This is a genomic window from Janthinobacterium sp. BJB301, from assembly GCF_002735685.1.
Classification (GTDB): Bacteria; Pseudomonadota; Gammaproteobacteria; order Burkholderiales; family Burkholderiaceae_D; genus Janthinobacterium; species Janthinobacterium lividum.
On record NZ_PDZJ01000006.1, the window covers coordinates 175,196 to 201,213 of the forward strand.

A 26,018-nucleotide genomic window follows, 5' to 3' on the forward strand; every position below is an offset into this window, starting at 1 on the left:
CTCGATGTTGTAATTAATATTGCATGACGCTCTGTATAGGCGCTCGCCCTTGTACTGCTGATCACTCTTGCTTGTCACTATTGCTTATAACTTATATCACTGCCTTGCTATCTGCTCATGCTGCCGTGGCCACAGATTTGATCACATCGATCAGGCCACTTTCACTGGATTCGGAGAGGCGGTATTGTAACCGTTCGCCAAATTTCCATTGCGACTCAAAAAATTGATCGACGGCCAGCAATTGCGCGTCCGTCGATTCCAGCAAGTTCATTTGCTGGCGGAACGCTTCGCCGCCTTCCAGATCCTTGACATACCATCCGATGTGCTTGCGTGCCGTGCGCACGCCGAGGAATTCGCCATAAAATGCGTAATGGGCGCGCAAATGCTCGTCCATCAGGGTACGCACTTCATCCACGTACGGCGCCGGCAGCAAGGTGCCGGTGCCCAGGAAATGGTCGATTTCACGGCAAATCCACGGCCGGCCCTGCGCCGCGCGGCCGATCATGACGGCATCGGCGCCCGTTTGATCCAGCACAAAGCGGGCCTTTTCAGGGCTGGTAATGTCGCCGTTGGCCACCACGGGGATGCCCACCGATGCTTTCACGGCGGCAATCGTTTCATATTCGGCATCGCCCTTGTAGCCATCGGCGCGCGTACGGCCGTGCAAAGTCAGCATCTGGATGCCGGCTTGCTCGGCGATGCGGGCGATGGTCAGGGCATTCTTGTTGGAACGGTTCCAGCCCGTGCGGAATTTCAGGGTGACGGGCACATCGACGGCATTGACGACGGCGTGCAAGATCTTTTCGACGAGGCTTTCATCTTGCAACAGGGCCGAACCGCACCAGCTGTTGCACACTTTTTTGACGGGGCAACCCATGTTGATGTCGATGATCTGCGCGCCCCGGTCCACATTGAACTTGGCGCAGTCGGCCAGGTCTTGCGGATCGGCGCCGGCGATCTGCACGGCCTTCGGCTCCATTTCGCCTTCGTGGTCCGTGCGGCGCGAGCTTTTTTCCGTCGCCCACAGGCGCGGATTCGACGCCGCCATTTCCGACACGGCGTAGCCGGCACCCAACTGCTTGCACAACTGGCGGAAAGGCCGATCCGTCACACCCGCCATGGGAGCGACGAAAACGTTGTTGCGCAGAATGTGAGGGCCGATTTGCACTGAAGAACCTGGAATGGACGGAGGAACCTGCTATTTTAACCGATTCCCTGCCTAATTAATAAGCACTATTTTTTTGCTTCAGTGCGCTTGGGCGGGCGCCGCGCTTGTGCAGCACAGCAAAACAGGGGCTCGGCGAGCCCGTCCGTCGGTTCGCCCGGCTCTTAGCCCAGCTCGTCCATCGCGGGCGCGCTCAAGTGTTCGATATTTCCCCAATGCACCAAATGCAGCTTGCCGTCCGCGTAAGAAAAGCGGTTGACGCTGGCATTTTTGACCTGGAAGTCGCGCGGACTGTCGAGCGTCATGCCGACCGCCTCGCGGTAGGCGCATTCGAGCACGCCGCCGTGGGCGACGATGGCGATCGTCTGGCCGTCATATTTCCCGGCCCAGCGGGCGATGGCACCGTTCGCGCGCGCATAGAACTGGCGGAAACTTTCGGCCTGGCGCTCGCCCGACGGCATCACGGCATCGATCTGGCGCGATTGCCACTGTGCATATTCGTGCGGATAGCGCGCGGCAATGTCCGCATACAGCAAGCCTTCGAAGGCGCCATAGCAGCGCTCGCGCAGCAAGGAATCCGTTTGCACGGGTAAATCTTTCACGTCGGCCACGGCTTGCGCCGTCTGCTGCGCGCGCTGCAGATCGCTGGCGATAATGGCGGCCAGCGGTTCGTCCGCCAGCGCCTGCCCCAGCGCCCCCGCTTGCGCTAGGCCCGCCTCGTTCAGGGCGATGTCGATATGGCCCTGCAGGCGGCGGCCCGCATTCCAGGCCGTCTCGCCATGGCGTATCAGTAAAATCGTGGTGCTCATGCGTTATTTCTTCAGGGTAAGTGCCAATTCGGGGTTAAGCGAATAGGCGACGACGAGCTGGGCTTCATCGAGGATGTGGCCGTACAGGGCTGCATGGGCTTGCTGCCCCGTAAAACGCTCGGGCAGCGCCAGGCGCGGCACGTCGAGCGCGTACAGGCGAAAAATATAATGGTGGATGCGCTCGTCATTCCACGGCGGGCACGGGCCATCATAGCCGTAATAGTCCCCGGCCATGGCGGCGTCGCCGGCAAACCAGGCCGTATAGTCGTTGAGGCCCTGGCGCAATGGCAACGCACCGCCGCTGGCGGCAGGCTTGCCGCGCGGCGTGATGCCACTGGAAAACTCGCCGGCGGCAATCGCGCGCATGGCCAGGGGAATATCAAGCAAGCTCCAGTGATAGAAGTCGCCGCGCGGCGCCGTCAGCGGCAGCGATTGGTCATCGCGGTTGGCCAGGCTGGCGTCTTGCGGCGCATCGGGGTCGATGCAGAACAGGGCCAGCGACTCGGTGCCGTTGGGCACCTCGTCCCAGGCCAGATGAGGATTGCGGTTGCCGGCGAGGCGCACGCGGCTGGCCGGATCGATCTCGGCAAAGGCATGGTCGGCCGGCATCAGGCCGCCATCACGAAACGTCTCGCTCCACAATTTCATCGCTTGCTCCTCTTTATATTTTTTAGTTATTGCTTTGCGTTTACTTGCAGCCAGAAGGTGACGGGCCCGTCGTTCGTCAGCGACACCTGCATGTCGGCGCCGAACTGTCCCGTTTGCACGGTCGCGTGACGGCTGCGCGCCTGGTCCACGAAATGCGTGAACAGGCGCAAGCCGTCCTGCGGCGCGGCCGCCGGCGTAAACGACGGGCGCGTGCCGGACTTGGTGTCGGCCGCCAGCGTAAACTGCGGCACCAGCAGCAAGCCGCCGGCCACGTCCGTCACGCTGCGGTTCATCTTGCCCGCCTCGTCGGCAAACACGCGATAGCCCAGCAACTTGGCCAGCAGGGCGTCCGCTTCCTTCTCCGTATCGCCCCGCTCCGCGCATACGAGCACCATCAGGCCGGCATCGATGGCGCCGATAGTGGCGCCGGCCACGTCGACCTTGGCCTGCGTAACGCGCTGCAGCAGCGCGATCATGCCGTCAAGGTGACGCGCGCAAAGCTGCGCTTGCCAACTTGCAAGACGAACTGGCCAGCCGCCACTTGCAAGCCCTTGTCGCTGATGACGGTGCCGTCGATGCGCACGCCGCCCTGGTCGATCTTGCGCATGGCTTCCGACGTCGATGGGCACAGGCCTGCCTGTTTCAGCAGTTGCGGGATGCCCAGCGGTGCGCCAGCCAGCGTCACTTCCGGGATATCGTCAGGGATGCCGCCCTTCGAGCGGTTGACGAAGTCGGCCAGCGCCTCTTCCGCCGCCTGCTGCGAGTGGAAGCGGGCAACGATCTCTTGCGCCAACGCAACTTTGGCATCGCGCGGATTGCGGCCTTCCTCGACTTCGCGCTTCAGCTGGGCCAGTTCGGCGATCGAGCGCCACGACAGCAGCTCGTAGTAGCGCCACATCATGACGTCGGAAATGCTCATCAGCTTGGCGAACATGGTGTTGCCCGGTTCCGTGATGCCGATGTAGTTATTCTTCGACTTGGACATTTTTTCCACGCCGTCCAAACCTTCCAGCAGAGGCATGGTCAAAATACACTGCTGCTCCTGTCCGTACTGCTTTTGCAGTTCGCGGCCCACCAGCAGGTTGAACTTCTGGTCCGTGCCGCCCAGTTCCAGGTCCGACTTCAGGGCCACCGAGTCGTAGCCCTGCATCAGCGGGTACAGGAATTCATGCACGGAAATAGGAATGCCGCCCTGGAAGCGCTTGGTGAAGTCGTCGCGCTCGATCATGCGCGCCACCGTGTAGTGGGAAGCGAGCTGGATGATGCCGCGCGCGCCCAGCGGATCGCACCACTCGGAGTTATAGCGGATTTCGGTCTTGCTGGCGTCCAGCACCAAAGATGCTTGCGCGAAATACGTCATCGCGTTAATCTCGATCTGTTCCTTGGTCAACGGCGGGCGCGTGACGTTGCGGCCCGAAGGGTCGCCGATCATGGACGTGAAGTCGCCGATGAGGAAAATGACTTGATGGCCGAGGTTTTGCAGCTGGCGCATCTTGTTCAGCACGACAGTGTGGCCCAGATGCAAGTCGGGTGCAGTCGGGTCCAGGCCCAGTTTGATGCGCAGCGGAACACCGGTTTTCTCGGAGCGCGCTAATTTTTGCGCAAATTCGCTTTCGATCAAGAGTTCGTCGACGCCACGCTTGGTAATCGCGAGGGCTTCTTGTATTCTGTCCGACAGCGGAAGCGCGGTCTGAGCGGCGTTAGCCTTTGTAGGCGATGCGGTGGTGTTGATTTCCATAAAATTTGACTGTAGATCTCAAAATGGTAGTAGGTTTGCGGAGTTTGCTATAATGCTCGATCCCATCAATCTTGCCGTATGAAAACGAACCAAAATAACAATAACAAAGAGCATTAGTTCAGGTCACGTTCAAGGGCAAATTTTAACTGATTGCATGAACCCTATACATAAAATCACAGGCTCACGCTTGTACACACAGCTGACGACGACACGCAAGGCACGCATTATCGGTGCCTCCGCAGTGCTGCTCGCCGTGGCCGCCTTCGGCGCGGTCGCTGTGTCGCCCATGGCGCCCGACGCATCCGACTTGCCGGTCACGTCCATCGCCCAGAACCTGGAAATGCCTGATCTCGCCTCGCAAATTTCCGCGATGGAACAGGTAGACCAGAATTTCACCCACGAAGAAAAAGTCCGCGCTGGCGATACCCTCGCCACCCTGCTGACCCGTCTCGGCGTGGATGATGCGGCGGCCGCCAATTTCATTAAAACCGACAAGATCGCGCGCGGCGTGATGTTGCTGAAATCGGGCAAGCGCGTGCAAGCGCAAACGTCCGAAAACGGCGACCTCAACTGGATGCGCGCCACGCTCGTCGACGGCACGGACAAATCGGTCAAGAACATCCTGATCACCCGCAAGGGCGACAAGTTCGTGGCCACGGAAGTAGCTGCCCAGCTGGAACGCCGCGTTGAAATGCACGCGCGCAAGATTACCTCCACCCTGTTCGCCGCCACCGACTCCAGCCTGGACGGCACCCGCCTGCCAGATTCGATTTCCGCGCAAATCGTGGAAATGTTCTCCACCAATATCGACTTCCGCTCCGACCTGAAACGCGGTGACTCGTTTAATGTTGTCTACGAAACATTCTGGCAAGATGGCGAATTTGTCCGAGCGGGCCGCATCCTGGCCGGTGAATTCACCAACCGCGGCACGACTTACCAGTCCGTTTGGTTCGAAGACCCAGCCAGCAAGCAAGGCGGCGGTTACTACAGTTTCGACGGCAAGTCCCTCAAAAAAGCCTTCCTGAAATCCCCCCTCGAATTTTCCCGCATCTCGTCCGGCTTCTCCATGCGCGTGCACCCGATTTCCGGCAACTGGAAAGCGCACAAGGGTATCGATTTCGCTGCAGCAACGGGCACCCCTATCCGCGCTTCGGGCGATGGCGTGGTCGATTCCGTCGGCAGCCAAAACGGCTATGGCAATGTTGTTGTCCTGAAACACTGGGCCAACTATTCCACCGCCTACGCACACATGAGCCGCTTCGCTTCGGGCCTGAAAAAAGGTCAAAAAGTCAGCCAGGGCGATGTGATCGGCTATGTCGGCACCACCGGCTGGTCGACGGGCGCCCATTTGCACTATGAATTCCGCGTCGGCGGCGTGGCACAGGATCCAAGCAAGCTGAACGTACAAGCCCAGGCGCCGTTGACGGCCGCCGAGCTGAGCCGTTTCCGCATGGTGTCGGCCGACATGATGCACCGCTTCACCCTGCTGCGTCCGAACGACACGGCACTGGCTGCGCGCTAAGCAACACTGCCTTCGGGCAACATATAAAGGCACCGCCCATGCAAATGGCCGGTGCCTTTGTTTTTCCCCGTGCGCTTCTGCGGCCGGCACAAATGCGGCACAATGCACCTCACCACTTACGCATTCAAGGAATACCCCATGCTGTATATCGGTTTAATGTCAGGCACGAGTCTCGATGGCGTCGACGGTGCGCTGGTCGACTTTTCCGACGAGGGCACGCGCAGCCTGGGCGACGCGTACATTCCCTTTCCCGCCAGCCTGCGCGCCGACCTGATGGCGCTGCAAAGTGCGGGCCAGAATGAAATCGAACGCGAAGCGCTGGCGGCAAACCGACTCGTGCACCATTACGCCGATTGCGTCGCCATGCTTCTGAGCAACGCGGGTATCGGCCCGGACGCCATCGCTGCCATCGGTGCGCATGGCCAGACCATCCGCCACCGCCCGGAGCTGGGCTTTACGCGTCAGCTGAACAACCCGGCCCTGCTGGCCGAACTGACGGGCATCGACGTCATCGCCGACTTGCGCAGCCGCGACGTAGCGGCTGGCGGCCAGGGCGCGCCGCTGGTGCCCGCCTTCCACCAGGCCATCTTCAATCTGCCGGGCCACACGCGCGTGCTGGCCAATATCGGCGGCATCGGCAATATCAGCGTGCTGCACGCGGACGGCACGGTGACGGGCTACGACACGGGTCCAGGCAATGCATTGATGGATGGCTGGGTCTTGCAGCACCTGGGCCAGCCCTACGACGCCGACGGCGCCTGGGCCGCCACGGGCCAGGTCATCCCTGCCCTGCTGGCGGATTTGCTCAACGATCCCTATTTTGACTTGCCTGCGCCGAAAAGCACGGGACGCGACCTGTTCCATGCCGACTGGCTGGGCGCCAAGCTGGCCAGCTATCCGCAAGCCAAGCCAGCCGACGTGCAGGCGACCCTGACCCAGCTGACGGCCGCCAGCCTGGCGCACGCCATCCTGCGCGACGGCGCACGGGCGGAAACCGTGTATGTGTGTGGCGGCGGCGCGCAGAACGCCAGCCTGATGGCGGCGCTGGCCCGTGAATTGCCGGGCATGGCGGTGGAATCGACGGCAGCATTGGGCGTGGCGCCCAGCCAGGTCGAGGCCTTGGCGTTCGCCTGGCTGGCCTGGCGTTTTAACCAGCGCAAGCCGGGCAACTTGCCGGCCGTGACGGGTGCGCAGGGCTTACGCGTACTGGGCGCGCTGTATCCGCGCTGAGCCGGCGTAGAAACACAAATAGCGGATCGAAGATCCGCTATTGTCTTGCTTGCCCAACATTTTTACAAGCGTGCCTGAAAAATGTTCAGGGCAAGGCGCATGGGCGCAGACAGTACGACTAGTACGGAAAGCCCATGCAACGCCGCCATGGACGTTTTCTCAGGTGCGCTTAAACGGAGAAAGACGAACCGCAACCGCAAGTAGACGTCGCAGTTGGGTTTTTGATCACGAACTGCGCGCCTTCCAGGTCATCCTTGTAGTCGATTTCCGCGCCGACCAGGTACTGGTAGCTCATGGAATCGATCAACAGCTGGACGCCGTTCTTGACCATGGTGGTGTCATCTTCGTTGACGATTTCATCGAAGGTGAAGCCATACTGGAAACCGGAGCAGCCGCCACCCTGCACGAACACGCGCAATTTCAGGTCGGGATTGCCTTCTTCTTCGATCAGCTGCGCGACTTTTTCGGCGGCGCTATCGGTAAAGATAATAGGGGAAGGGATCACATCTTGCATTTCAGCGACGGCATTCATATCAGGCACTCCTACTAGAAAACATTAAGTCATTATAGACTGTTGGCGCAACTCGCGCTGCGGCCGCCGCTGATGCGGCTGGACGGTGTTGTTCCTGCTCACATTTCCGATACGGCCAGGTGCAGCACGGGGTCGGCGCTGTCGTGGCGACTCAACTTACCTTGCACCAATGCGCCGCTGTGCATTTCCAGCACTTTGTAATAGACCTCTCCTACAATGCGGGCTTTTGGCTGGATTTCAAGCATTTCCGACACATACACGGGGCCATTGATCTCGCCGCTGACGACCAGACTCGAACAGCGCACTTCGCCATCGATGCGGCCCGCCTCGCCCAGCACCACATACGTGGGCTCGCCCGGCTCGCCCGTGACGTTGCCGCGCACATGGCCATCGATGCGCAAGCCGCCGCAAAACAGCAGGTCGCCCTCGATCCGCGTGGAAGCACCGATCAGGGTGTCGATGGGGTTTTTCGCATTGCGCTCGAACATGAACGTCATCCTGTCGGGGTACGTGGCAGTCCAATTTATCACAGGTCCGGCAAAAAGGCGCCGGACCCGCGCAAGCAGCGGCGCCGATAATTACGGCAACAGGGCGATATGTTGCAAACCGGCCGTTTCTTTCAAGCCAAACATCAAGTTCATGCACTGCACGGCCTGACCCGACGCGCCCTTGACCAGATTGTCCTGCACCACCAGCACGATGACGGTATTGCCGCCTTCGGGACGGTGCAAGGCCAGGCGCAGCATGTTCGAGCCGCGCGTGGAGCGGGTTTCCGGGTGCGCGCCGAACGGCATCACGTCGACGAAAGGCTCATCCTTGTATTGCTCTTCAAACAAGGATTGCAATTCTTCATTGCTGACATCCTTGTTCAGCTGCGCGTACAGGGTCGAATGCATGCCGCGGATCATCGGCACCAGGTGCGGCGTGAAGGTCAGCGCCACTTTCTCATCCGTGAAACGCTGCAATTGCGCCGTCGTTTCCGGCAGGTGGCGGTGGCCGGCCACGCCGTAGGCCTTGAAGCTGTCGCTGCTTTCCGAAAACAGGATGCCGATTTCCGCCTTGCGGCCGGCGCCCGACACGCCCGACTTGCAGTCGGCGATCAAGCCGCCCGCGTTGACCAGGCCAGCCTTGAGCAGCGGGTAAAAGCCCAGCTGCATGGTGGTCGGGTAGCAACCGGGGTTGGCGATCAGCTTGGCTTGCTTGATGTCTTCGCGGTTCAGTTCCGGCAAGCCATACACGGCCTGTTCGATCAGCTCGGGAGCCGTATGGGGAATCTTGTACCACTGCTCGAACTTGGCCTGGTCTTTCAGGCGGAAATCGGCGGCCAGGTCGATGACTTTCACGCCGGCGGCCAGCAAGGCTGGTGCTTGCGCCATGGCAACGCCATGCGGGGTGGCAAAGAAGACCACGTCGCACTGCTCCAGATTCGCCTTGTCCGGCGAGGAAAACGCCAGTTTCACATGGCCGCGCAGGGAAGGATACATGTCAGCAACGGGCAAGCCATCTTCCTTGCGCGAAGTAATCGCCGTCAACTCGACATCTGGATGGGTAGCGAGCAAGCGCAGCAACTCCACGCCCGTGTATCCAGTGCCGCCGACGATGCCAACTTTGATCATGTTCTTTCCTTGTGTATAGATTGCATAAGATTGCATAAAGAAGAGGGGAAACGCTCCCCCTGCGGGTTTTCGCGTATTTTACAGCGCAACGGCGCATCCCGCTGAAATGCAAAAAAGCCGCGGGACCGAAGTCCAGCGGCTTTTCGACCAGCACCCCGGAAGGTGCCGTAGCGTAGAAATTAACGCTTCGAGAATTGCTTTGCGCGACGTGCTTTGCGCAGACCAACTTTTTTACGCTCGACTTCACGTGCATCGCGGGTAACGAAGCCGGCTTTCGCCAGTTCCGGTTTCAACGCTGCATCGTAGTCGATCAGAGCGCGGGTGATGCCGTGACGAACTGCACCAGCCTGGCCCGACTCACCGCCGCCATGGACGTTGACTTTGATGTCGAAACGCTCGACATTGCCGGTCAGTTCCAGTGGTTGACGGATGACCATCAGACCCGTTTCGCGCGAAAAGTATTCGTTTGCTGGTTTGCCGTTAACAACGATCAAGCCTGTGCCAACTTTGATAAAAACCCGAGCCACTGCACTTTTGCGACGGCCGGTTCCATAATTGTAATTACCGATCATGTCAGTTCCTTAGAGAACAAGTGCTTTAGGTTGCTGAGCAGCGTGCGGATGGGAACCTTCCGCGTACACTTTCAGCTTCTTGATCATTGCGTAGCCGAGTGGGCCTTTAGGCAGCATGCCTTTGACCGCTTTCTCAAGCGCGCGACCTGGAAAACGCTGTTGCATTTTCTGGAAGTTGGTTTCGTAGATGCCGCCTGGATAGCCAGAGTGACGGTAGTAAATCTTCTCAGTAGCTTTGGTACCGGTCACACGCAGTTTGCCTGCGTTGATGACGACGATGAAGTCGCCGGTATCGACGTGAGGAGTAAATTCTGGTTTGTGTTTGCCGCGCAGTCGGAGTGCCACTTCGCTGGCAACACGTCCGAGGACTTTGTCCGTCGCGTCAACCACGAACCAATCGCGCTGGACTTCATGTCCTTTAGCGGAAAATGTTTTCATGTTGACTTCCTAATAGATTACACGCTCAAATGGTGGTTCCGACTATGCTGCCGTGCGGACTCTGCCTTATTTACTTTTCCTGAGCGAACGGAAAGCCGACAAGTATAAGCGGCTTTGCCTTGCCGCGTCAAGCCGCAATCGAGGCCGGCTGCGGGCCGGCGGGCGGCACATGGACAGGCATTCCTCTATTACAATACAAAACGCTTACAATTTTCGGAGAGTACGATGGAATGCAAAGTCAGCTGGAATGGCCCGTCGGGCATGAGTTTTCGGGCAGAAACGGGTTCCGGCCACCTGGTGACCATGGATGGCGCGCCCGATGGCGGCGGCCACAACCTGGCGCCACGCCCCATGGAAATGGTCTTGCTGGGCACGGGCGGCTGCACCGCCTATGACGTGGTGCTGATCCTGAAACGCGGGCGCGAAGCCGTCAGCGGCTGCGAAGTGACCCTGAAGGCCGACCGCGCCGACACCGACCCGAAAGTATTTACCAAGATCCACTTCCACTTCACCGTGCGGGGCAAGGCTCTGAAACCGACGGCCGTGGAACGGGCCGTGGCCTTGTCGCATGACAAATACTGCTCGGCGTCGATCATGCTGGCGAAGACGGCAGAGATTACCCATTCCTTCGAGATTATCGAAGAGTAGGTCGGATTAGCGCGCCAGCGCGTAATCCGACAACAGCAGTAACGTCAACAATATGTCGGATTACGCGCGGCATTGCCGCGCTAATCCGACCTACAAGTAATACGCCGTCTTCGTCATGACCTTCCCCATGATACCCATCAACGCCTTCACAGGCGCCGGGGTATCGATGGCGCCCAGCCGCTGGGCGGCGGCGCCGTGCTCCACTTCGTCGATGGCCATCTGCTTGACGATGGCGCGCGACTTGGCGTCCTGCGGCGGCAATTCCTGCAAGTGACTGGCCAGGTGCGCTTCCACCTGGCGCTCCGTTTCCACCACAAAACCCAGGCTGCGGCCGTCGCCCATGCGCGCGGCGATGGTGCCCAGCGCAAACGAACCCGCATACCACAGGGGATTGAGCAGGCTCAGACGCGAACCCAGCTCCGTCAGGCGCTGCGCCGTCCAGGCCAGGTGGTCTTCCTCTTCGCGTCCCGCTTCGTCGAACTGGGCGCGGATGGCCGGGCTGTGCGCATAGCGCGCCTGCGAGTTGTACAGGGCTTGTGCGCACACTTCGCCCACATGGTTGACGCGCATCAAGCCGGCACTGTGGCGCTGCTCGGCCGGGCTCAGCTCCGCATCGGGCGCATGCGCGGCCGGCGTGGGGCGCGAGGCCGAGGCTACGCCCGCCATGACGCGCAGGGCCTTGTCGGCGCCAACAATCAAACGATCCAGGGGGGCAAAATGGCGGTTCGCGGTCATCGTGGCTATTCATGTAAGGGAAAACATGAATTATAGGACGATCAGGGCCAGCCGTCCCCACGCTGCGCGCAGGGTGAACGGGGCTTTATTGACTTGTGCGCGCTTTTTCCTGCTCGATCCAGTCCACCACGGGGCCGACGGCATCCAGGCCGGACAGGCTTTTTGCCACGCCCAGATTCAGTGAAATCAGGAAAGAAATGCTGTCGACGGGGATGTCCGGGCAGTATTCGGCAAACGCGGCGCGAAAACGCTCCGATTGCAGCACGCGCAAGACTTTCTCGCCGCTCATGAATTGCAGCACGCTGGCGATGCTGTGCCCGCCACCTATCGAGTGGTAGATAAACCGGTTGTACTTCGCGTCGATCTGCTTGAAATCGAGGGTTTCCTCCGTCATCAGGCCGGCCAGGTAGTACAGCCCCAGGCTGACGCGGAAGAAACCGATGGCTTCGGCACTGGTCATGCCGGCGCGCGCCACGGCCAGTACCTTGTCCTGCATCGCCTGATCGATCGTTTGCATTGCGCTCTCCCGCGCCGTCCGCCGGCGCCCACCGGGCCAGCTTGCATGAAGATGCTGTTTTTTTCAATAGACCAAACGATATTTCCACCTTGCAAGTTACATTTTTTGCATGCTACTCTCGTTCTTCACCGTCGAATGGATGAAGCACATGATTGAAGTCAAGCACCTGGCAAAACGTTTTCGCCTGCCGCCCCATAAGGGCAAGGGCGTGCACGTCAGCGATCCGCGCGAACATGAAGGCTGGTTTCACGCCGTACGCGACGTCAGTTTCAGCTGCGCCCCCGGCGAAGTGCTGGGCCTGCTGGGCCCGAATGGCGCCGGCAAGACCACCACCCTGCGCCTGCTGTCGACGGCCTTGCAAGCGGACGCGGGCAGCGCCCTCGTCAACGGCGTCGACGTGCTGCGCCAGCCGCTGGTGGCGCGCCAGAGCATCGGTTTCCTGTCCGGCTCGACGGGGCTGTACGGCCGCCTGACGGCGCGCGAAAACGTGGAATATTTCGGCCGCCTGCATGGCATGCCGGCCGACAAGCTGAAACGCCGCTGCGACGAACTGTTTGCACTTCTGCAGATGGAGGAATACGGCGGCAAGCGGGCCGATCAGTTGTCGACGGGCATGAAACAGAAGTGCGCGATCGCCCGCACCGTCGTGCACGAGCCGCAGGTGGTCATCCTCGACGAACCGACGACGGGCCTGGACGTGATGTCGGCCAAGATCCTGCTCGACTTCATCGCCAGCTACAAGGCGCTGCGCGTGCCGTTGATCTTTTCCACGCACCACCTGCACGAGGTGGAAAAGCTGTGCGACCGCGTCTGCATCATCAACCGCGGCACCACCGCCTTCAATGGCACGGTCAACGAACTGCGCCACCTGGGCGGCAGCGCGGACTTGTACGACGCCTTTGTCAGCGTCATCAACCAGGGAGCCTGAGCCATGTGGACCATTTATCTGAAAGAGTTGCTGGAACTCACGCGCGACCGCAAGACGCTGATCTTCACCATCCTGATCCCCATCTTTGCCATGCCGCTGATCTTTGGCGGCTTCGCCTATGTCTCGAACAATATGTTCAAGAATGCCAAGACGGCGGAAATGCGCTACACGCTGTTCGGCAAGGACCATTCGCCGGGCTTGAGCGCGCGTTTTACCCAGCAGCACAACCTGCGCGAAGTGCCACTGGCCAGCGAGGGCGATATCCGCCGCGCCATCGGCGATGACACCATCAAGTTTGCCGTCGTCATTCCGCCCCGTTTCGAAGAGGCGCTGCAGCAACAGCAACAAGCCAAGGTGGTGCTGCACTACAACAGCGCCAGCACCGTCGACGTGACCCAGCAGCGGGTGCGCGAGATCGTCGAAACCTATAACGCCAGCCTGCGCGAAGGGACGCTGTCGGCCCTGAACCTGAGTCCTGCCCAGCTGGCCTTTGCCCTCAATCCTATCGTGCTCGACAAGCAATCGACGGCCAACGAACGCGAGCAGATGGGCGCCATCGTCGGCGGCATGCTGCCCTATCTGCTGCTGATGGTGTGCCTGACGGCGGCCATGTACCCGGCCATCGACCTGGGCGCCGGCGAAAAGGAGCGGGGCACCCTGGAAACCCTGCTACTGGCGCCCGTGCCGCGCAGCGCCATCGTGCTGGCCAAGTTCCTCGTGCTGTTTACGGTCGGCATGACCTCGGCAGTGCTGATGGTGGGCAGCATGGGCGCCCTGCTGGCCATCTTCGGCAGTTCGCTGGAAGGCAACATGGCCGTCATGGTGCGCAGCATCGGCTTGCCCGACCTGGCCATGGTGACCCTGATGCTGGTGCCGACCGCCGCCATCTTCGCCTCGCTGCTGCTGTCGATCTCGATCTACGCGAAAAGCTACAAGGAAGCGGCCGGCATGATCACGCCATTGATGCTGTTCGTCATCCTGCCCACGGTGGCGGCCATGCTGCCCGGCGTCGAGCTGAACTGGATGTGGGCCATGGTGCCGCTGACCAACGTGTCGCTGGCCATGAAGGAACTGGTCAAGGGTACCATGGATTACCGCATGTTCGGCGTGATCCTGGCCTCGACCACGGTGATCGCGGGCGCACTGCTGATGCTGTGCCGCTGGTGGTTCAACCGGGAATCCGTATTGTTCCGCAACTAGACACGCCAGCCAGGGTGAAGCGGGGTGCCGTCCACCCCGCCCATCTGCACTCTGGCCACGCGAAAATGCCGTGTATCGCATGTAACTGCCCAGTACGTCTTAAATTCAATACAATGCCAGCATAGAGAAGCCCTGCACCATCGGGCTGCAACGCATGAGTTAGGAGTTGTATGGAATTGCAAATTCGCAAATTGTCGAAGACCTACGCGAATGGCGTGGCGGCGCTGGATAACGTGTCGCTGACGATACCGCCCGGGATGTTTGGCTTGCTGGGCCCGAATGGCGCCGGCAAGTCGACCCTGATGCGCACCCTGGCCACCTTGCAGGAATGCGATTCCGGCTCCATCTTCTTCGGCGACTACGACGTGCTCGACGACAAGGACGAGATCCGCCGCATGCTGGGCTACCTGCCGCAAGACTTCGGCCTGTACCCGAAAGTGACGGCCTACGAACTGCTCGACCACTTCGCCACATTGAAAGGCTTGTCGCAGCGGGCGCGCCGGCACGAGGTCGTCGATGGCCTGCTGCAGCAAACCAATCTGTTCGACGTGCGCCACCAGCGCCTGGGCAGCTTTTCCGGCGGCATGCGCCAGCGCTTCGGCATCGCGCAAGCCCTGCTGGGCGACCCGAAACTGATCATCGTCGACGAACCGACGGCCGGCCTCGACCCGCAGGAGCGGGTGCGCTTCCATAATCTGCTGTCCGACATCGGCGAAGACAAGACGGTGATCCTGTCGACCCACATCGTGTCCGACGTGGCCGACCTGTGCGCCAACATGGCCATCATCAACAAGGGCCATTTGCTGCTGTGCGGCAAGACCCAGGAACTGATCGACGAAGTCAGCTGCAAGATCTGGGCGCGTTTCGTCGAAAAGAAGGAGCTGGCCAGCTTCCAGCAGCGCCACGCCGTCATTTCCACGCGCTTGCTGTCGGGCCGCACCTTGATCCACGTCTACAGCGACGACGATCCGGGCGACGGCTTCGAGGAAGCCATCGGCGACCTGGAAGACCTGTATTTCGCCACCATTGCCGGGCGCCACCGCGTCGCCCCGCAGTGCGACTGAGGGGACGGCCATGCTTGCCATCGCCCGCTTTGAAGCGCGACAGCGGCTCAAGCTGCTGTCCACCTGGGTGTATTTCGCCATGTTTCTGGCGCTGGCCATGCTGTGGATGGCTGCCGCCGGCGGCGTCTTCAAGGAAGCGAGCATCAGTTTCGGCGGCAAGTTCCTGATCAACGCGCCCCGCTCGCTGGCGTTCACGTGCAGCCTGCTGGGCTGCTTCGGCGCCGTGGTGGTAGCCGCCATGATGGGCCGCTCGGTGCAGCAGGATTTCGAATACGGCATGCAGCATTTCTTCTTCAGCGCGCCGATCAGGAAATACCAGTACGTTTTCGGCCGCTTCCTGGGCGCCTACCTGGTGCTGGCCGTGGTGTTTTCCAGCATCGTCATCGGTGCCTGGCTGGGCGCCTGGCTGCCCGGCATCGATCCGGAGCGGCTGGGGCCGCAACGGACGCTGGCCTACCTGATGCCGTATGTGTTTACGCTGCTGCCCAACCTGTTCATCTTCGGCGCCATCTTCTTCGTCATCGCGGCCCTGACGCGGCGCATGCTGCCTGTATACATCAGCTCGGTGGTCATGCTGATCGGCTACCTGGTGGCCCCGTCGCTGGCGCGCGACCTCGACTACAAGACCCTGGCCGCCCTGATCGATCCTTTCGGCACGACGGCGCTGATACGCCTGACGGAATACTGGCCAAACGCGGAGCGCAACACGCGCCTGGTGACGCTGGAAGGCGTGTACCTGCTGAACCGCGCCATCTGGTCCGGCCTCGCCCTGGTGGCATTGCTGCTCGGCTACTGGCGCTTCCAGTTCCACGCCACGACGGACGCGGGCGCCGGCAAGCGCCGCAGCGAGGGCGACGTCCCGCTGCGCCTGTCGAACGCCTCGCTGTCCACGCAGGAAACACCGGACTTCGCGCAGCGCAGCCTGGCCGCCCTGCTCGTCAAGATGAGCTGGCTGAACTTGCGCGAAACCATCAAGAACATCTATTTTGTCGTCATCGTGCTGGCCGGCGTGCTAACCATGTATGCGGGCGCGCTGGACATGGGCTCCATCTACGGCACGAATACCTATCCGGTGACGGAAAAGGTGCTGGACATGGTCAACGCTTCGTTCGCCCTGTTCATGCTGATCATTACCACCTTCTACGCGGGCGAGCTGGTGTGGCGCGAACGGGAAGCGGGCACGTATCAGATGCTCGACGCCCTGCCCGTGCCGAACTGGCTGCCCCTGCTATCGAAACTGTTTGCGCTGGTCGGCCTGCAAGCACTGCTGAGCCTGGTCATCATGCTGTGCGGCATGTCGATCCAGGTCTTCAAGGGCTATTACCGCCTCGATCCCGGCCTGTACCTGGAATCGCTGTTCCTGTCGCACTTGCCGTCCTACGCGCTGATCGCCGTGCTGGCCATCTTTTTGCAGGTCTTGATCAACCACAAGTACCTGGCGTATTTCGCCATGATTCTGTACCACATCGCCAGCATCAGCTTTTCCTCGCTGGGCCTGGGCGACCCGCTGCTGCTGTATGGCAACACACCAGACTTCGTGTATTCGGCCATGAACGGCGCCGGCCACTATGTGTTGCGCGAGCGCTGGTACTTGCTGTATTGGAGCGGTGCGGCCGTCATGCTGACGGTGCTGTCCCTGCTGTTCTGGCCCCGCGGCGCGCAGGATAGTTGGCGCATCCGTCTGCGCCTGGCGCGCCATGGCCTGACGCACGGCGTACTGGCCAGCTTTGCCGGCGGCGCCCTGCTCTTCCTCGGCACCGGCACGGTGCTGTTCTACGTCTTCCACGTGGCCAACGATTACAAGTCCGAATTCGCCCGCGATGCGGACCGCGCCAGTGTCGAGCGCCAGTACCGCAAGTTTGCCGCCACGCCGCAGCCGAGAATCACCGACGTGAAACTCGACGTGGCCATCTATCCGGCGCAGCGCACCCTGGCCGTCACGGGCCGCTATGTGCTGCAAAACAAGACCAGCCTGCCGATCAGCCACATTTTTGTGCAGCAAGACCCGACCTCCACCATGCGCCTGCGTTTTGACGCGCGCGTGCATCCCGGCCTCGATGATGGCAAGCTGGGCTTCTACAGCTACCGCCTGGCCGCGCCACTGGCGCCGGGCGCCACCCTGGGCCTCGATTTCGACGTCCGCTATGCGCCGCGCGGCATCTTCGGCCTGGGCCAGGACACGCCCGTGGTCGCCAACGGCACCTTCTTCACGAATGCCGTGCTGCCGCACATCGGCTACCAGGCGCAGCAGGAATTGACGGACCCGCGCGACCGCAAGAAACACGGCTTGCCCGCGCGCGAACGGGCCTTGCCGCGCGACGATGCGAAGGGATTGGCCGACAATTACGTCAGCAACGACGCCGACCGCATCAACTTCGACGCCACCGTCAGCACCGTCGATGGCCAGACGGCCATCGCGCCTGGCATGCTGGACAACGACTGGATCGCCAAGGGCCGCCATTACTTCCACTACACGATGGAGCAGCCGATCCTGAATTTCTACGCGTTCCAGTCAGCCCGCTACTCCGTCAGGCACGAGCGCTGGCAAGACGTGGCCATCGACGTGTATTACCACCCGGGCCATGAATACAATCTGGACCGCTTCGTGCGCGGCAGCAAGGAAGCGCTCGAGTACTACACGAAAAACTTCGGCCCTTACCAGCACAAGATCCTGCGCATCGTCGAGTTCCCCCGCTACGCCACGTTTGCGCAATCGTTCCCGAACACGATACCGTACTCGGAAGGGCTGGGCTTCATCGCCAAGGTGGATGACAAGAACCCGAAAGACATCGATTATCCGTTCTACGTCACAGCGCATGAAGTGGCGCATCAGTGGTGGGCGCATCAATTGGTGGGCGGCAATACGCGCGGCGCTACCGTGCTCAGCGAAACCCTGGCCGAATATTCGGCCCTGATGGTGATGAAGAAAACCGTGGGGCCGGCCAAGATGCGCCGCTTCCTGCGCTATGACCTGAATCAATACCTGATGGGGCGCAGCGAAGAGCGCAAGAAGGAATTGCCGCTGGCCGAGAATGAAAACCAGGCGTATATCCACTACAACAAGGGCAGCCTGGCCATGTACTTGCTGCAAGACATCATCGGCGAAGACAAGGTCAACGGCGTGCTGCGCGACTTGCTCAAGACCTACGGCCAGAAAGGCCCGCCGTATGCGAGCGTGACAGCCCTGATTGCCGGCTTGCGCCAGGTCGCGCCGCCCGAGCAGGCTTACCTGATCGACGACCTGTTCGAGAAAATCGTGCTGTTCGACAACCGCGCCCTGTCGGCCACGGCCACGAAACGCAGCGACGGCAAGTACGCCGTCACCATCAAGGTGCAGGCGAGCAAATTGACGGCCGGCGAACAGGGCGAGGAACACGACGCGCCCCTGCACGACTGGATCGAGATCGGCGTCGACGACGCGAATGGCCATCCGCTGCTGCGCGAACGCCTGCGCATGACGAAGCGCGAAGCGAGCTATACCGTCATCGTCGGCAGCCGCCCCGACAAGGCGGGCATCGATCCCGACAACAAGCTGATCGACCGCAAGCCGGACGACAATATGGTCACCGTCGACATCGCCGAAGCATGACAAAAAATGGCCACCCAGAACAGGTGGCCATTTTTTAAGTGTCAGGCGCTCATCAGGCTGCGGCGGAACGCGTTACCAGACTCAGGCTGATGCCCATTTCCGTCAGGTGCTGCATGTCGGCCAGCGAGAGGTCGAGCGGCGCATCGAGCGTATCGTCGCCATTCAACTCCAGTTGCAGTTCGGCCACGATGCGCGGCATGCTGAAGCTGACGCCGCGCGAGCGGCATTCGGCCAGGTAGCTGCGTATGCGCGAGGGCAACACTTGCGATTTGGATGCCTGCGCGATCAGCACCTCGAAGCCGGAATCGAGATGCACGCGGCCCGCGCCCTTCGCCTCGCCCTTGCGCCATTGCCGTTCCGGATCGGTGGGCAAGACTTCAAGGATGGATTTGAGCGTGGGGTCATCCCCATGCACCGACAGCTTCGCCATATTCATATTGCAAGACTTTCTAGTCAGGGCGCCGCCAGGAAGACGGCGCGATCATCAGACCGACAAGTCTACGCATGGGCGGCAAATATGTCCATACGGCAATATTTGGTATTCATCTCTAATTTGTGCTGGATCAACAACAGGCGGAACCAGCTTGTTCCGCCTGCAATACACGCTTACAGGGTCACACCACGCGCCTGCAGGGCGGCGCGCACGCCGGCGCCGTAGGCGGCATCGGCCCGGTCGAAGTGGCCCAGCTGACGTTGCAATGTTTCCGCGCGCACCTGGCTCAAGGGACCGGCCAGGTTATCGAACAGGTTCTGCTTGGCCTGTGCCGACATCAAACGGAACAGATTGCCGGCCTGCGTAAAGTCGTCTTCCACGCTGCGGCCATCGTAGCGCGCCGCGCCGCCATCGAGCGCCAGCGCCCCCTCGCCATGGCCCAGGCCTTGCGGTTGCGTGCCCGCCGCCGCCACGTTCGCATAGTTGCGCGCCGCGCCGCCATTGTGGATCGCCATGCCGCCGTCGCGCTGCTGGTTATGGAAGGGGCAGCGGGCCGCATTCACGGGCAGATGCTGGTGGTTGGTGCCGACCCGGTACAGCTGGGCGTCGTGGTAGGCGAACAATCGGCCTTGCAGCATCTTGTCCGGCGAGTATCCCATGCCCGGCACGGCGTTGGCCGGAGAAAAGGCCGCCTGCTCGACTTCCGCGTGGTAATTGTCCGGGTTGCGGTTCAGCTCGAAGATGCCTACCGGCAGCAGCGGGAAGTCCGCATGCGGCCATACTTTCGTCAGGTCGAACGGGTTCCAGCCCGTGCGCTGCTCCCATGCATCGAGCTGCTCCTGCGTCGCCACCTGCAGCTTGACTTCCCACTGCGGGAAATCACCGCGTTCGATGGCGCCGAACAGGTCGCGCTGGGCGTAATCGGGGTCGGCGCCGGCCAGGCGGCCCGCTTCCGCGGCAGGCAGATTCCTGATGCCCTGGCGCGTCTTGAAGTGCCATTTCACATACACGCGCTGGCCGTCGGCATTGATCAGGCTATACGTGTGGCTGCCGAAGCCATCCATGTGGCGGTAGCCATCCGGCGTGCCGCGGTCCGAGAACAGCATGGTGACCTGGTGCAGGCTTTCCGGCGCATGGCTCCAGAAATCGAACATCATCTCGGCCGATTTCAGGTTGCTTTGCGGATCGCGCTTTTGCGTGTGGACGAAATCGGGGAACTTGATCGGGTCCTTGATGAAGAACATGGGCGTGTTGTTGCCGACCAAATCCCAGTTGCCCTCTTCCGTATAGAAGCGCACGGCGAAGCCGCGCGGGTCGCGTTCCGTGTCTGCACTGCCGCGTTCGCCGCCGACGGTGGAAAAGCGCGCAAAGGTGGCCGTCTGCTTGCCCACTTCACTGAACAGCTTGGCCTTGGTGTAACGCGAAATGTCGTGCGTGACGGTAAAGGTGCCGTAGGCGCCCGAACCTTTTGCGTGGACGACGCGCTCGGGGATACGCTCGCGGTTGAAATGCTGGAGTTTTTCGATCAGGTGGAAGTCTTGCAGCAGCAGCGGGCCACGGGGACCGGCGCTGATGGAATTCTGGTTGTCGGCGACGGGGATGCCCGAGGCGGTACTGAATGGCGGCTGTTGGCTCATGCTGCTTTTCCTTCGTTGTTGACTAATGGAAGCAGTGTAACGAGGTCAACAACAAAGGAAAAGTTAATTGATTTTATCGAATCGATAGCTATTTACAATGCACACCCTTGCGCATCGCACACGCCACCCAGTTGCGCCTGCAACTTCGCGGGCTGGCCCAGGAAGCCGCCGATATCGATCACGGACAGCGTGCCGCTGCCATCGTCGAGCACGAACGTGGGAAAGCCCTGCCCGCCCACCTGCGCCAGCAAGGCGCGGCTGGCATCGATATGCCGTTGCGTGGCAGCACCCGCCTGTTGCGCATACGCGGCCTGGAATGCCGCGCCGTCCATGCCCAGCTCTTGCGCCAAGGTCACCAGCACGGGCAGGTCAGCAATGCGCAAGCCGTCCACGTAATGGGCGCGCTGCAGCATGTCCAGGCCCTTGCCGGCCAGCGATTCGGCCGCCAGGATGGCCGTGATCGGCGGTTCCGAATCCAGCATGGCCGTCGTGTCGTTCAGCAAGCCATTGATATAGGCGTCGCCAAACGGCTGGCCCGACAATTGCTCGATGCGCCGGTCGTGCGGCAGCACATAGCCGCGCCAGGCGGGCGTGATCTGGCGGCGATTACTGCCCGTCATCATGCCGCCGCCGTGAAACGCCAGCGTCAGTCCGGGCACGGCGCGCGCCGCCTCGACCAGCGGCGCGGCGCCGTAGCACCAGCCGCACAGGGGGTCGAAAATGTAGTGCAGTGTGGGCATGCTTGACTCCTTGTTGCCGCTTACCATTTCATTTCGCCTTTAGCGACCTTCGCGCTGGTCTCCAGGGCGCCATCGAGACCCAGCTTCGGATAGCGCATTTTCATCGCTTCGATCAGGGCGGCCGAATTGGCGGCCTTGGCCGTTTCCGCTTCAAACGTCACCAGATAGTCGCGCGTAAAACTGATGCTGTCCGGCGTCAGGGGCGAACCCACCTTGAAATGACCGGGCACGACGGTGACGGGTTTCAGGGCGGCGATGCCGTCCAGTGTCTTGAGCCAGTCCTGGCGCGATTGCAGGCTTTGCGTATCGGCCGTCCATACGTGCAGGTTGCCAAACAGTACCACGCCGCCGACGATGGCCTTGATCGATGGAATCCACACATAGGTGCGCGCTGGCGTCGGGCCGGCGATGTCCAGCGACTGGCCTTCCAGGCTGATGCGCTTGCCTTGCAACGCTTCGGGAATGACGATGCTTTTCGGCGCATTGTCTTTCAGAATAGGACCCCAGTAGGCGACCTTGGCGTCGGCCTTGCGGCGGATTTCAGCAACAGTTTCCGGCGTGGCAACGATTTTCGCCTGCGGGAAAGCGGCCTTGATCACGTCGAGGCCAAAGTAAAAATCGGGATCGCTGTGGCTGATGTACACGGTCGTCAGTTTCTTGCCGCTGGCGTGTATCTTCTCCACCAGCTTTTGCGCTTCGGCGCGCGAGAATTGCGCATCGATCAGCACGGCGTCATGCTTGCCCGCAACCAGCACGGAAGCGACAGGGAAGATCGCCGCTTCGCCCGGGTTGAAGACTTCCAGGGTCAAGGGAGCGCTGACGGCGGCCGACGCGGCGCCGGCGGCGAACAGGGTGGAAACAAGAACGCTGCTGATGGATTTGGAGAACATGCTGTGCCTTCACAAGATGATTGGGATGCATGCATCTTACGTTGCTCAATCCGGTAGAAAAACCCATTAAAGCGCAATAGTTTGTTGCTTATTTCGGATGAATAGACAGCTGCCGCGCCAATGCATGCAGCCACTGCCCCGCCAGCGCGCCATCCCACACGAGCAGCACCTGTTCGCTGCAATCGACGCTGCCGGCCAACTCGACCTGCAGCAAATCGTGCGCGCGCACGGCGAAGTCGGGCAGGTAGGCCAGCGCCCGGCCGGACTGCACATAGCCCAGCAGCAACTGCACATCGTCGCTCCAGTAGCGGATGGTGCGCCCGGTCACCCCGCGCCAGCCATCGGCATGGCGGCCCCGCTCCTCGCCGCACAGCAGGGAGTGGGCAGGGCTGGCAAACGCGTGCGGCAAGACGTCCTGCATGGCGCAGCGCACGGATGCGCAGGCTGCCGGCACGCCGCGCGCCAGCACATGGCCGCGCCCGGCCGCCAGCAGCATGCGCATGCTGCCCAGCGCCGTGCTGTGCCAGGTGGCAGGCCAGTCGGCGCCGCGCTGGGCGATGGCGTCCTGCGTCACCAGTGCCGCATGGCAATCGCCGCGCGACAGGGCCGCCAGCGCAGCATCCTCGAAAGCCGGTTGCAAACGCACGCTGGCCTGCGGATAGGCGTCCAGCGCCGCCGCTAGGGTCTCCGCGTGGCGCCACAGCAGCAAGGCAGGGCCGGCGATGCGGCCATCGATGGCGCCCCGTTCGCCCATCACGTCCAGGCGCGCCTGTTCGGCCAGCGCCAGCAAGGTGCGCGCACGCTCGAGCAGCAAACGGCCGCTGTCGTTGAGCAGCAATTGCTTGCCGCTCCGGTCAAACAGGGGCGCGCCCATGTCCCCCTCCAGGCGGCGCAAGGCTTTCGACACGGCCGATGGCGTCAGGTGCAATTCCAGCGCCGCCGCGCCCAGGGTCGGCTGGCGCGCGGCGCTGCAAAACACGCGCAGGTCGGCAAGGCTCATGTGCATGATGATTTCCAAATGGGACACGAAAGGTGAAAAATGGTTGCTGTACCGTCCATGATACCGCCCCTATCATCCTGGTATTAAAACTCATCAATTCCTCCCATGCTACGTTTCTTCCTTCCCGCCCTGCTCCTGATGCTGTCCAGCCTCGCCCACGCCGCGCCCCCGACCTGGGGCCTGCACGGCATGGTGCTGTTTGGCGGCAAGCAAGGGCTGTATGCCTCGCACCTGCCGATGTTCCATGCGCCGCACGATTACCAGGTGGTGCTGCAAGTGCGGCTGGCCGACCCCGCCCTCGATGCGCGGCTGCGCCAGCAGCTCGATGGCCGTACGGCGCTGTGGACCCTCGAACCGGAACATTTCGAGCTGGCGCGCTTGCTGCCCGCCGCGCCGCTGCCGCTGCGCCAGTTCCGCGCGACGGTGGTGCGCGGGCACTTCGAGAAGGCTGGAAAGGCCGAACCCGGCTACGGCGCTGCCGCCATCATCGTCGAGCGCGTCCTGCTGATGCGCCAGCTGTCGCCGGCACCCGCCGCGCACGCCAGCGCGCGCTATCTGCAGGTGGGTGACGGCACGCAGCGCTTCCTCGTCAAGCGCATCGACAGCCGCCCCGATTTCGAACATATCGTCGCCTTGACCAGCCCTGCGCAGGCGCCGCATGGCGACATCGTGGCGGCCAAGCGGGGCGTGCAGGAAACTCCGGCCGCCGCCTTGCAAGCGGCCTTGCGCGCGCAGCTGGGAACAACGGCACGCTTGCGCGGCACGGTGTACTTTTCCACCGAGGACGTGCGCTAAAACAACACGCCAGGCGGACGCGCACCGGCGTGGCCAAATGTGTCACAGCGTCATGAGGGCGTCACATTGGATTGTTATCTTGCTAGCTCTTTCAAACCTAGCCGGATGAACCACATGACACGCAGAAAAATTTCCGTCGCTGGCTGCAGCGTCGCCATCACCCTGATGCTGGCCGCCTGCGGCAGCGACGCCAAAAAAGAAGAGGTAGTGGCTGAAGCACCGCCGAAAAACGTCATCTTCTTCCTCGGCGACGGCATGGGCCTGACCACCATGACGGCCGCGCGCATCTATTCGGTGGGCGAAGAGGGTGCGCTGACCATGGACACCCTGCCGGAAACGGCCTTCGTCAAGACGTTCTCGAACGATGCGCAAGTGACGGACAGCGCGCCATCGATGGCCGCCTACATGACGGGCGTCAAGATGAACAATGAAGTCATCTCGATGTCGGCCAACACGGTCGCCATCGATCCGGGCACGGATGCGAACGGCAACAAGCTGGTCAACAAATGCGGCACCGGCAACGGCACGCCCGCCACCACCCTGCTGGAACTGGCCAAGGCCAAGGGCTTTGCCGCCGGCGTCGTCAGCACGGCGCGCGTGACGCACGCCACGCCGGCCGCGACCTATTCGCACATCTGCCACCGCGACCTGGAAAACGATATCGCCGCGGCCCTGGTGCCTGGCGGCACGGGCTACAACAGCGCGCTGGGCACCGCCGGCCTGGACGTGGTCCTCGGTGGCGGCGCGCAATTCTTCAAGCCGTTCAAGGATGGCGGCAAGCGTTCCGACGGACGCGACCTGCTCGCCGAACTGAAAGCGAAGAGCTACACGGTCGCCAACACGGGCGCCGACTTCAAGGCCGTCGATGCGGCCAAGACGGAGCGCCTGTTCGGCGTGTTCACGTCCAGCCACATGAGCTACGACCTGGACCGCGATGCCGCCAAGGAACCGAGCCTGGCGGAAATGACCACCAAGGCCATGGATGTATTGGCCAAGAACAAGAAGGGTTATTTCCTGATGGTCGAAGGCGGCCGCATCGACCATGCGCTGCACGAAACCACGGCCAAGAAAGCGCTGCAAGATACCGTCGCATTCGATAACGCCATCAAGGCGGCCATCGACAAAGCCAAGCTCACCGACCCGACCCTGGCCAATACCCTGATCGTCGTCACGGCCGACCATGACCACACTCTGGTGCTGAACGGCTACGCCAAGCGCACGGGCAAGACGGCTGCCGGCAACCCTGGCGTGCTGGGCGTGGTGAAGAACTACGTGACCGGTGCAATCGAGAAAGACCTCGATGGCGCACCGTATTCGATCATCGGCTTCGGCAATGGCGAAAACCGCACCCAGTCGAGCCGCGCCGCCATGGCCAGCCTCGATGAAACCGTCACCAGCGCCAACACCTACCACCAGGAAGCGGTGATCCGCACCACGGCGGGCAATGAAACCCACGGCGGCACCGACGTCTTCCTGGGCGCCATCGGCAAGGGTTCGGAAACCTTCCTCGGCACCATCGACAACACCAAAGTATTCGGCCTGGTCAAGACCGCCGGCGGTCTGTAATCCCCA

The 26,018-nt window shown here is 61.6% G+C and carries 26 protein-coding genes; 9 read left to right on the forward strand and 17 right to left on the reverse strand.

Annotated elements, in window-relative coordinates; genetic code table 11:
* Window positions 1-115 precede the first annotated feature (115 nt).
* The 5 genes from dusB to tyrS form a co-directional block, all read right to left on the reverse strand.
* Window positions 116-1,168, reverse strand: coding sequence for a tRNA dihydrouridine synthase DusB (dusB, locus tag CSQ91_RS26300; RefSeq protein ID WP_099390051.1), 1,053 nt, complete (start codon window positions 1,166-1,168; stop codon window positions 116-118).
* 161 nt (window positions 1,169-1,329) lie between these two features.
* Window positions 1,330-1,974 (reverse strand): histidine phosphatase family protein, encoded by a 645-nt coding sequence (locus tag CSQ91_RS26305; RefSeq protein ID WP_034784771.1) that lies wholly within the window; start codon window positions 1,972-1,974, stop codon window positions 1,330-1,332.
* Between the two features lie 3 nt (window positions 1,975-1,977).
* On the reverse strand, window positions 1,978-2,622 hold the full coding sequence (locus tag CSQ91_RS26310) for a YbhB/YbcL family Raf kinase inhibitor-like protein (RefSeq protein ID WP_099390052.1): 645 nt from the start codon (window positions 2,620-2,622) through the stop codon (window positions 1,978-1,980).
* A 26-nt stretch (window positions 2,623-2,648) separates the two neighbouring features.
* On the reverse strand, window positions 2,649-3,098 hold the full coding sequence (dtd, locus tag CSQ91_RS26315; protein ID WP_034784767.1) for a D-aminoacyl-tRNA deacylase: 450 nt from the start codon (window positions 3,096-3,098) through the stop codon (window positions 2,649-2,651).
* Window positions 3,095-4,360, reverse strand: coding sequence for a tyrosine--tRNA ligase (gene tyrS, locus CSQ91_RS26320; RefSeq protein ID WP_099390053.1), 1,266 nt, complete (start codon window positions 4,358-4,360; stop codon window positions 3,095-3,097). Before tyrS ends, dtd begins: the two co-directional genes overlap by 4 nt.
* Before the next feature lie 154 nt (window positions 4,361-4,514).
* Between tyrS and CSQ91_RS26325 the strand changes: the two genes are divergently transcribed.
* Together CSQ91_RS26325 and CSQ91_RS26330 are read left to right on the forward strand one after the other, a co-directional pair.
* Complete coding sequence (locus CSQ91_RS26325; protein ID WP_034784764.1) at window positions 4,515-5,882, forward strand: M23 family metallopeptidase; 1,368 nt, start codon at window positions 4,515-4,517, stop codon at window positions 5,880-5,882.
* Window positions 5,883-6,020: 138 nt separating this feature from the next.
* Window positions 6,021-7,112 (forward strand): anhydro-N-acetylmuramic acid kinase, encoded by a 1,092-nt coding sequence (locus CSQ91_RS26330; RefSeq protein ID WP_099390094.1) that lies wholly within the window; start codon window positions 6,021-6,023, stop codon window positions 7,110-7,112.
* 169 nt (window positions 7,113-7,281) lie between these two features.
* Here CSQ91_RS26330 and erpA read toward each other — a convergent pair whose 3' ends face one another.
* The 5 genes from erpA to rplM form a co-directional block, all read right to left on the reverse strand.
* Complete coding sequence (erpA, locus tag CSQ91_RS26335) at window positions 7,282-7,644, reverse strand: iron-sulfur cluster insertion protein ErpA (protein WP_029496047.1); 363 nt, start codon at window positions 7,642-7,644, stop codon at window positions 7,282-7,284.
* A 98-nt stretch (window positions 7,645-7,742) separates the two neighbouring features.
* Window positions 7,743-8,132 carry a bactofilin family protein gene (locus tag CSQ91_RS26340; protein ID WP_034785332.1) on the reverse strand — a complete coding sequence of 130 codons (390 nt, stop codon included), beginning with the start codon at window positions 8,130-8,132 and terminating at the stop codon, window positions 7,743-7,745.
* A gap of 90 nt (window positions 8,133-8,222) precedes the next feature.
* Entirely contained in the window at window positions 8,223-9,260 is a 1,038-nt protein-coding gene (argC, locus tag CSQ91_RS26345; protein ID WP_034784759.1) for an N-acetyl-gamma-glutamyl-phosphate reductase, read from the reverse strand.
* Window positions 9,261-9,439: 179 nt separating this feature from the next.
* Window positions 9,440-9,832 (reverse strand): 30S ribosomal protein S9, encoded by a 393-nt coding sequence (gene rpsI, locus CSQ91_RS26350; RefSeq protein ID WP_010393285.1) that lies wholly within the window; start codon window positions 9,830-9,832, stop codon window positions 9,440-9,442.
* A gap of 9 nt (window positions 9,833-9,841) precedes the next feature.
* On the reverse strand, window positions 9,842-10,270 hold the full coding sequence (gene rplM / locus CSQ91_RS26355) for a 50S ribosomal protein L13 (RefSeq protein WP_010393282.1): 429 nt from the start codon (window positions 10,268-10,270) through the stop codon (window positions 9,842-9,844).
* 225 nt (window positions 10,271-10,495) lie between these two features.
* On the opposite strand from rplM, the gene CSQ91_RS26360 reads away from it, so the two are divergent.
* A complete protein-coding gene (locus CSQ91_RS26360; RefSeq protein ID WP_034749235.1) occupies window positions 10,496-10,918 on the forward strand; it encodes an OsmC family protein in 423 nt (140 codons plus the stop codon).
* A 90-nt stretch (window positions 10,919-11,008) separates the two neighbouring features.
* On the opposite strand, the gene coq7 is transcribed toward CSQ91_RS26360, so the two are convergent.
* Window positions 11,009-11,653 (reverse strand): 2-polyprenyl-3-methyl-6-methoxy-1,4-benzoquinone monooxygenase, encoded by a 645-nt coding sequence (gene coq7, locus CSQ91_RS26365; RefSeq protein WP_099390054.1) that lies wholly within the window; start codon window positions 11,651-11,653, stop codon window positions 11,009-11,011.
* Window positions 11,654-11,738: 85 nt separating this feature from the next.
* Entirely contained in the window at window positions 11,739-12,170 is a 432-nt protein-coding gene (locus CSQ91_RS26370) for a hypothetical protein (protein ID WP_034784755.1), read from the reverse strand.
* Between the two features lie 148 nt (window positions 12,171-12,318).
* Between CSQ91_RS26370 and CSQ91_RS26375 the strand changes: the two genes are divergently transcribed.
* From CSQ91_RS26375 to CSQ91_RS26390, 4 genes are all read left to right on the forward strand, one after another.
* Window positions 12,319-13,098 (forward strand): ABC transporter ATP-binding protein, encoded by a 780-nt coding sequence (locus CSQ91_RS26375; RefSeq protein WP_070253857.1) that lies wholly within the window; start codon window positions 12,319-12,321, stop codon window positions 13,096-13,098.
* Window positions 13,099-13,101: 3 nt separating this feature from the next.
* A complete protein-coding gene (locus CSQ91_RS26380) occupies window positions 13,102-14,298 on the forward strand; it encodes an ABC transporter permease (protein WP_034784752.1) in 1,197 nt (398 codons plus the stop codon).
* A gap of 170 nt (window positions 14,299-14,468) precedes the next feature.
* Window positions 14,469-15,362, forward strand: a complete 894-nt coding sequence (locus CSQ91_RS26385; protein ID WP_099390055.1) for an ABC transporter ATP-binding protein — start codon at window positions 14,469-14,471, stop codon at window positions 15,360-15,362.
* Between the two features lie 10 nt (window positions 15,363-15,372).
* A complete protein-coding gene (locus tag CSQ91_RS26390) occupies window positions 15,373-18,951 on the forward strand; it encodes an ABC transporter permease/M1 family aminopeptidase (protein WP_099390095.1) in 3,579 nt (1,192 codons plus the stop codon).
* A gap of 52 nt (window positions 18,952-19,003) precedes the next feature.
* Here the strand turns inward: CSQ91_RS26390 and CSQ91_RS26395 are convergent, their stop codons facing one another.
* The 5 genes from CSQ91_RS26395 to CSQ91_RS26415 form a co-directional block, all read right to left on the reverse strand.
* Entirely contained in the window at window positions 19,004-19,387 is a 384-nt protein-coding gene (locus tag CSQ91_RS26395; protein WP_070253828.1) for a hypothetical protein, read from the reverse strand.
* 170 nt (window positions 19,388-19,557) lie between these two features.
* Window positions 19,558-21,021, reverse strand: coding sequence for a catalase (locus tag CSQ91_RS26400; RefSeq protein WP_099390056.1), 1,464 nt, complete (start codon window positions 21,019-21,021; stop codon window positions 19,558-19,560).
* 92 nt (window positions 21,022-21,113) lie between these two features.
* A complete protein-coding gene (locus tag CSQ91_RS26405; protein ID WP_099390057.1) occupies window positions 21,114-21,761 on the reverse strand; it encodes a DsbA family protein in 648 nt (215 codons plus the stop codon).
* A 20-nt stretch (window positions 21,762-21,781) separates the two neighbouring features.
* Window positions 21,782-22,651, reverse strand: coding sequence for an MBL fold metallo-hydrolase (locus CSQ91_RS26410; RefSeq protein WP_180278523.1), 870 nt, complete (start codon window positions 22,649-22,651; stop codon window positions 21,782-21,784).
* Window positions 22,652-22,739: 88 nt separating this feature from the next.
* Entirely contained in the window at window positions 22,740-23,657 is a 918-nt protein-coding gene (locus tag CSQ91_RS26415) for a LysR family transcriptional regulator (protein WP_099390058.1), read from the reverse strand.
* Between the two features lie 99 nt (window positions 23,658-23,756).
* Here CSQ91_RS26415 and CSQ91_RS26420 point away from each other — a divergent pair, with 99 nt between their 5' ends.
* Window positions 23,757-24,446, forward strand: a complete 690-nt coding sequence (locus tag CSQ91_RS26420; protein WP_257217486.1) for a hypothetical protein — start codon at window positions 23,757-23,759, stop codon at window positions 24,444-24,446.
* Between the two features lie 114 nt (window positions 24,447-24,560).
* Complete coding sequence (locus CSQ91_RS26425; protein WP_099390097.1) at window positions 24,561-26,012, forward strand: alkaline phosphatase; 1,452 nt, start codon at window positions 24,561-24,563, stop codon at window positions 26,010-26,012.
* The last annotated feature ends 6 nt before the right edge of the window (window positions 26,013-26,018 follow it).